At 44.0% G+C, this 6,232-nt stretch carries 8 protein-coding genes; 7 read left to right on the forward strand and 1 reads right to left on the reverse strand.

Features of this window, described 5'->3' with window-relative positions; all coding sequences use genetic code 11:
* The first annotated feature begins 71 nt into the window (after window positions 1–71).
* From DS742_RS16130 to DS742_RS16160, 7 genes are all read left to right on the forward strand, one after another.
* Complete coding sequence (locus tag DS742_RS16130; protein ID WP_117418007.1) at window positions 72–470, forward strand: helix-turn-helix transcriptional regulator; 399 nt, start codon at window positions 72–74, stop codon at window positions 468–470.
* Entirely contained in the window at window positions 467–1,057 is a 591-nt protein-coding gene (locus DS742_RS16135; protein ID WP_117418008.1) for an ATP-dependent Clp protease proteolytic subunit, read from the forward strand. Before DS742_RS16130 ends, DS742_RS16135 begins: the two co-directional genes overlap by 4 nt.
* Window positions 1,058–1,146: 89 nt before the next feature.
* The gene (locus DS742_RS16140) at window positions 1,147–1,632 is read left to right on the forward strand and encodes a 2-thiouracil desulfurase family protein (RefSeq protein WP_117418009.1); all 486 of its coding nucleotides are present in this window, start codon (window positions 1,147–1,149) and stop codon (window positions 1,630–1,632) included.
* Window positions 1,632–2,225: an HD domain-containing protein gene (locus DS742_RS16145; RefSeq protein WP_117418010.1), complete on the forward strand. Its 594-nt coding sequence runs from the start codon at window positions 1,632–1,634 to the stop codon at window positions 2,223–2,225. Before DS742_RS16140 ends, DS742_RS16145 begins: the two co-directional genes overlap by 1 nt.
* Before the next feature lie 125 nt (window positions 2,226–2,350).
* Window positions 2,351–2,977, forward strand: a complete 627-nt coding sequence (locus DS742_RS16150) for an arginase family protein (protein WP_170313487.1) — start codon at window positions 2,351–2,353, stop codon at window positions 2,975–2,977.
* Between the two features lie 111 nt (window positions 2,978–3,088).
* Complete coding sequence (locus DS742_RS16155; protein WP_117418012.1) at window positions 3,089–4,408, forward strand: aspartate kinase; 1,320 nt, start codon at window positions 3,089–3,091, stop codon at window positions 4,406–4,408.
* A gap of 131 nt (window positions 4,409–4,539) precedes the next feature.
* On the forward strand, window positions 4,540–5,304 hold the full coding sequence (locus DS742_RS16160) for a DeoR/GlpR family DNA-binding transcription regulator (RefSeq protein ID WP_117418013.1): 765 nt from the start codon (window positions 4,540–4,542) through the stop codon (window positions 5,302–5,304).
* A 20-nt stretch (window positions 5,305–5,324) separates the two neighbouring features.
* On the opposite strand, the gene tpiA is transcribed toward DS742_RS16160, so the two are convergent.
* Window positions 5,325–6,113: a triose-phosphate isomerase gene (gene tpiA, locus DS742_RS16165; RefSeq protein WP_117418014.1), complete on the reverse strand. Its 789-nt coding sequence runs from the start codon at window positions 6,111–6,113 to the stop codon at window positions 5,325–5,327.
* Window positions 6,114–6,232 lie beyond the last annotated feature (119 nt).

Genomic DNA, 6,232 nt, shown 5'->3' on the forward strand with positions numbered 1-6,232 from the left:
AACCGCACTTTTTATTAAGACAGGAAAAATGAAACCTGCTATAATAAGGGCAAATCACGGAGGTAGAAAGCATGGATGAAAAGAAAAAAATAGTCAGTAAGATCATTGATTATATTGAAGTAAACTTATCTGCACCGGAAAGACTGAATGTGGAGGAGATTGCCCGTCACGCCGGTTACTCTAAATTTCATATCAACCGGATGTTTTCTGAAGTCACGGGCTGTACCATTCACCGGTATGTTAAGGAACGCAGGCTCAGCGAGGCGGCGAGGAAACTGGTTATGGAAGAGGACTCCATCGCAAGGATCGCCCAGGATGCATTATACCAGTCCCAGCAGGCGTTTACACTGGAATTTAAAAAAGTATATGGCTGTACGCCTATGACATACAGAAAAGCAAGAATTAACAGGCAGCTGAGGCGAAAAGAGGTGGTCATGAAACACTCCCGGGCCTGGAGGTGTGCAGCATGAATCTGGTTCCTTATGTTGTTGAACAGACCGGTTCTGGAGAACGCAGCTATGATCTGTTTTCCCGCCTTCTAAAGGACCGGATTATTTTTCTGGGGGAAGAGGTGAGCGATGATTCTGCAAAGCTGATTATCGCACAGCTGTTATTTCTGGAATCCCAGGGTCCGGAAAAAGATATTTCCTTTTACATTAACAGCCCCGGAGGCTCGATAACAGCCGGTCTTGCAATTTATGATACCATGAAGTTTATCCGCTGCGATGTCTCCACCATCTGCCTGGGAATGGCGGCCAGCTTTGGGGCATTTCTTCTGGCAGGAGGAACAAAAGGCAAGCGGTTTGCCCTTCCCAATGCGGAGATTATGATTCACCAGCCCGGTATATCAGGAGGAATTGGCGGAAAAGCGGCTGATATATTTATTTTTTCGGAAAAGCTTCAAAAGGATAAGAGACGGTTAAACCGGATACTTGGGGAAAATACAGGCCATACTGAAGAAGAGATTGAACGGGATACGGACAGAGATCATTTTATGACAGCATCAGAGGCTAAGGATTATGGAATCATTGATGCAATTGTAGAAAAAAGAAAATAGGGTTGTGATTAGGGGTTAATCTGAAAAAAAGGATTGAACCCCTTTTCATTTTTTGCTACAGTAAGACTTATGGAAGGAGGCGAAAAGGAATGAAGGATCAAAAAGAAACAATTCTGGTAAGCGCCTGTCTTTTAGGTGCGAACTGCCGTTATGACGGGAATAATGGAAAAAATGAAGATGTTCTGGCACTGCTTGATCAGTATCATCTGGTCCCCGTCTGTCCGGAACAGCTGGGAGGAATGCAGACACCAAGACCTCCCGCTGAGCGCAGAGGGGAATCCGTCATCAACCAGTCAGGTCAGGATGTGACAGCCTTTTTTGTAAAAGGAGCGGAAGAAACCTTAAAGCTTGCCGAAATTTACGGCTGCAAAAAGGCTGTTTTAAAGGAGCGCAGTCCATCCTGCGGCCGCGGAATGATTTATGACGGAACTTTTTCCGGAAAAAAGATTCCCGGTAACGGGGTAACGGCAGCTTTGCTGGAAGAAAACGGAATCGAAGTGATTGGAGAGAGCGGCATTCATTCTCTGATAAACGGAGCGGATAATGAAACAGGTACAGTAAGGAGAAATTCATGATGAAAACAGAGATAACGAGACAACAGGCATTGCAATTACTCATAAAATACAATCAGGAGCCCTTCCATCTTCTTCATGCGCTGACTGTGGAAGGCGTTATGCGCTGGTATGCAAAAGAACTGGGCTGCGGGGCAGAAGAAGATTTCTGGGGACTGGCAGGACTTCTCCACGATGTGGATTTTGAGCAGTTTCCCGAGGAACACTGCACAAAAGCCCCGGAGCTTTTAAAAGAAATCGGCGCAGAGCCAGAGCTGGTTCATGCCATATGCAGTCATGGATATGGAATCTGCTCTGAGGTAAAGCCGGAACATGAGATGGAAAAGGTTCTTTTTGCATCAGATGAACTGACCGGTTTAATCGGTGCAGCGGCCAGAATGCGTCCTTCAAAAAGTGTTATGGATATGGAAGTATCCAGCTTAAAGAAAAAGTATAAGGACAAAAAGTTTGCTGCCGGCTGTTCCAGAGAAATCATTGAAACCGGTGCCGGATATCTCGGCTGGACATTAGAGGAACTATTTGAAAAAACAATACTTGCCATGCGTTCCTGTGAGGAAGAAGTGAATCGGGAGGTGGAGGCTTTGAAGGGAAAATAAAACCGGTTACCATATTTAATTTTACAGATGTTTACAAAAGACAGGATTTCTACAAAACGGTTCCTTACGACTGGGTTGACTGTACTGATTTAACCGGAGTTCATGGCTTTTGTGACAGCGTATCATTGGCTGAGATTGAGCGCAGGGCTGAAAAAACAGGGGGCAGCTTCCGGTTTCTAGACAGCGGAAATTTTCATTATGTCAGCTACGTACTGCAAAAGAACTGCAAAGAGCCTTATGATCTGGTGGTTTTTGACCATCACGCAGACCTGCTTGCTTCCAGCTTTGAGGGAATCCTCTCCTGCGGGAACTGGATCCGCCGGATACTTAAGGAAAATGATTTCTTAAAGCGTGTTATTTTAATCGGTGTGTCCGATGAGCTGGCCTGTGCAGTCAGGGAGGAGTTTAAGGACAGAGTGAAGATATATACAGAATCGGAGTTATCCGGAACTGACTGGATATCAGACTTCGCCGGACAATTGAAGGATCCTGTGTATTTATCTGTAGATAAAGATGTATTTTCTTCCAATGAACTCATCACCGACTGGGATCAGGGAAGTATGACACTGGCACAGCTTCATCAGGCATGGGAGATAATCCGCAGGAAAGAACCGGTACTGGCAGTTGATATCTGTGGGGAATATAACAGCATCAGCGGAGGAAACAGGCGGATTGAAGAGTCGGATAAACGAAACAGCCTGGCCAATGAAAAGATATTGAAAATGTTTCTGGAAAAGAGAATTTATGCATGACGATGGAAAAATATACATAATTAGAGAAAACCACTTGACAGCTGGTGACAATTAAGATATTATTTCCGTTAAATATGTAGATATTAACCTGTATCAGAGGAGAAAGACGCCATGAAAAAAGTTGTGAAATTCGGAGGAAGCTCTTTAGCCAGCGCCAGGCAGTTTGAGAAGGTGGGAAATATCATCCGCGCAGACAAGAGCAGAAAATATGTAGTTCCATCTGCGCCGGGAAAGCGTAACGACAAGGATGAAAAGGTAACAGATCTGCTGTATCAGTGTTACGATGCGGCTGAAGCGGGAAAAAGCTACAAAAGCATTCTGGAAAAGATCAAAGACCGCTATATGGAAATTATCAGCGGACTTTCCCTGAACATGAGCCTTGATGAGGAATTTAATACCATTGAAAAGAACTTCTTAGAAAAAGCAGGCAGGGATTATGCGGCTTCAAGAGGTGAATATTTAAACAGTCTGATCATGGCTGAATATTTGGGATTTGAGTTTATTGATGCCGCAGAGGTGATCTTTTTTGATGAGGATGGTAATTTTGAGGCAGAGCTGACAGATCAGGTGCTTTCGGAGCGTTTAAGCCAGGCTGAGGCTGCAGTTATCCCGGGATTTTACGGCTCAAAGAAGGATGGCACCATCAAGACTTTTTCAAGAGGCGGCTCCGATGTGACAGGTTCTGTAGTGGCAAAAGCGATTCATGCAGATATGTATGAAAACTGGACGGATGTATCCGGTGTTCTGGTGGCAGACCCGAGAATTATTAAGGATCCGGAAGTCATTGAAACCATTACATACAGAGAATTAAGAGAGCTGGCCTACATGGGCGCCAGTGTACTTCATGAGGATGCCATTTTTCCGGTGAGAAAAGAGGGCATTCCCATTAATATCCGTAACACGAACAAGCCGGAGGACAAGGGGACTTTAATCGTGGAAAGCACCTGCAGACAGCCGCGGTATACCATAACCGGAATCGCAGGAAAGAAAGGCTTTTGCTCCATCAATATTGAAAAAGCCATGATGAATGCAGAAGTTGGTTTTGGGAGAAAGGTGCTGGAGGTTTTTGAAAAATACGGAATCTCCTTTGAGCATATGCCTTCCGGAATTGACACCATGACTGTTTTTGTTCACCAGTCGGAGTTTGAAGAATATGAGCAGTCTGTTATTGCCGGAATCCACAGGGCGGTAGAGCCTGATTTCGTGGAGATGGAATCCGATCTGGCACTGGTTGCGGTTGTTGGCAGAGGTATGAAGGCGACCAGAGGGACTGCCGGAAGAATTTTCTCTGCTCTCGCCCATTCCAGAGTCAATGTTAAAATGATCGATCAGGGCTCAAGTGAGTTAAATATCATTATCGGCGTGAGAAACAGCGATTTTGAGGAAGCAATTAAGGCGATTTATGATATTTTTATAACAACTGAGGTTTAAAAGCTATATAGGCAAAACTCCATCCTGGCGTTGCATCCGTCTGAATCTAAGAATAATACTTGTACAATTCCGATTATAATAGTAAGATAGAATGATAAAAGAGGAAAAATGTCAAGGAGAGGGAAACTGCATTGTTAAACAAGAGGATGGAGTTTATATTGGAAGAACTGGAAGAAAAGAACAGTATACGGGTTACCGATATCAGCAGGCAGCTGGAGTGTTCTGAAGTCACAGTTCGTAATGATATACAAAAGCTTGAGGAGATGGGACTGCTTAACCGGGTTCACGGTGGGGCTACGAAGGCAGGCGCCTCTGTAGCCGTGTTTTATAATTCGGAGACGGTGAATAAAAACGCCGATAAAAAGCAGCTGATTGCACAGAAGGCATATGAGTATATTGATGATAATGACACAATTATCCTAGATGATGCTTCCACCAGCTATTATCTTGCCAAGGTGATCAAGGAAAATCCCGGTAAGCATGTGCTGGTAATTACCAATTCTCTTATGGCAGCAGGCGAGCTGTCGTCAGCAAAGCATGTGGATCTGTTTCTGCTTGGCGGCCAGGTGGGCGGAAAACTGTCTGCTACCATGGGTGACGTCACCATTAAGAATCTGGAAGAGTGTCATGCTGATAAGGCATTTATCAGTGCTCATGGTGTGAATTTTGACGCAGGAATCACTTCGATTGGATCTCCTCAGATGCAGATTAAGAAAACCATTTTAAAGGTATCCAAAGAAGTTTATCTTCTGGTTGACAGCAGTAAATTCGGAGGCGGATATGTACTGACAGTCAGTCCTCTTTCGGAGATTAAGAAAATTATTACTGACAATGAGATAAAGAGAGAATACCTGGATATGGCCAGACAGAGAGAAGTGGCCATTGATATTGTATAACATAAAAAGGGCAGCTGCTGTTATATGCAGCTGCCGCTTTTTATGTATACCGTCTTTCGTATCAGGGAATTGAATACACTGGCATCCCAGGCACTTCTTCCGGTAAATAAACCGTCAACCGATGGCTGAGAGATCAGTGAGACTGCATTATCCGGATTGACGCTGCCTCCGTACAGTACCGGTATCTGGCTTCCTGCTTCTCCAAATAGCTCTGTCAGACAATTTTTGATTGTCTGGTGTTTTTCTTCCGCGTATTCAGAGCTGGCAGGAGTCCCGCTTTCGCCAATTGCCCATACAGGCTCGTAAGCAATCCACAGCCTGGAAAGTTGAGAGCCGGGGATATCGTGCAGGCCGATTTTTAGCTGAGTCCGTATGACCTCATCGCTGATTTTGTAATCCTTTTCCTTTGCTGTTTCTCCAACGCAGAGAAGAGCAGTCATTCCGTGGTTTAAGGCGCATTTCACCTTCCGGTTCTCTTCATCATCTGTTTCTCTAAGCACATGCCGGCGTTCGGAATGACCAATCATCACCAGTCCGATTCCCATTTCCTGAAGCATTAAGGGGGAAATCTCTCCTGTGAAGGTTCCTTTTTCTTCCCAGCACATATTCTGAGCTCCCAGAGTGATGAATTGTTTGTCTGTGGACTGGGCAGCGCTGCATAATGAGGTGTAGGAGGGAATCACAAATAATTCCATGTTGTCCCTGCTGATGTCTTTTGTCAGCTGGGATAGTGTCTTTAAGTATTCCGTAGTTTCTTTGATATTTTTATACATTTTTAAATTAGTCCCGAAAAATATTTTTTTAGTCATCTGTTTCAATCCTCCTGTCGTTTAATAATAATAGTTTAAAATAAAAACAAAATAAAATCAATATAAAACGAAAGCAAAAACAAAATAATATTATTTGCATTAAAAACAAAATATAGCAA

It is taken from the genome of Lacrimispora amygdalina, assembly GCF_003432035.1.
Taxonomy (GTDB): domain Bacteria; phylum Bacillota; class Clostridia; order Lachnospirales; family Lachnospiraceae; genus Lacrimispora; species Lacrimispora amygdalina.

What these genes read in the sequence shown, in the direction of transcription:
- DS742_RS16145 (WP_117418010.1), top strand. Translation starts at nt 1,632, where the DNA reads ATGAAAACAGAGATAACGAGACAACAGGCATTGCAATTACTCATAAAA.
- DS742_RS16155 (WP_117418012.1), top strand. Translation starts at nt 3,089, where the DNA reads ATGAAAAAAGTTGTGAAATTCGGAGGAAGCTCTTTAGCCAGCGCCAGG.
- DS742_RS16130 (WP_117418007.1), top strand. Translation starts at nt 72, where the DNA reads ATGGATGAAAAGAAAAAAATAGTCAGTAAGATCATTGATTATATTGAA.
- tpiA (WP_117418014.1), bottom strand. Translation starts at nt 6,113, where the DNA reads ATGACTAAAAAAATATTTTTCGGGACTAATTTAAAAATGTATAAAAAT.
- DS742_RS16140 (WP_117418009.1), top strand. Translation starts at nt 1,147, where the DNA reads ATGAAGGATCAAAAAGAAACAATTCTGGTAAGCGCCTGTCTTTTAGGT.
- DS742_RS16135 (WP_117418008.1), top strand. Translation starts at nt 467, where the DNA reads ATGAATCTGGTTCCTTATGTTGTTGAACAGACCGGTTCTGGAGAACGC.